This is a genomic window from Citrobacter sp. wls716 (assembly GCF_005280975.1).
Lineage (GTDB): Bacteria > Pseudomonadota > Gammaproteobacteria > Enterobacterales > Enterobacteriaceae > Citrobacter > Citrobacter youngae.
Genome location: NZ_SZWX01000046.1, coordinates 1 through 379 on the forward strand (window position 1 = coordinate 1; position 379 = coordinate 379).

General features: G+C 53.3%; 1 rRNA gene. It reads left to right on the forward strand.

The window, feature by feature from the left end:
* A 23S ribosomal RNA gene (locus tag FDX24_RS16295) occupies positions 1-379 on the forward strand; the annotation flags it as partial.

Genomic DNA, 379 nt, shown 5'->3' on the forward strand with positions numbered 1-379 from the left:
CATAGCGTAATGAAGCGAACCGGGGGAACTGAAACATCTAAGTACCCCGAGGAAAAGAAATCAACCGAGATTCCCCCAGTAGCGGCGAGCGAACGGGGAGCAGCCCAGAGTCTGAATCAGCTTGTGTGTTAGTGGAACGGTCTGGAAAGTCCGACGGTACAGGGTGATAGTCCCGTACACCAAAATGCACAGGTTGTGAACTCGAAGAGTAGGGCGGGACACGTGGTATCCTGTCTGAATATGGGGGGACCATCCTCCAAGGCTAAATACTCCTGACTGACCGATAGTGAACCAGTACCGTGAGGGAAAGGCGAAAAGAACCCCGGCGAGGGGAGTGAAAAAGAACCTGAAACCGTGTACGTACAAGCAGTGGGAGCCT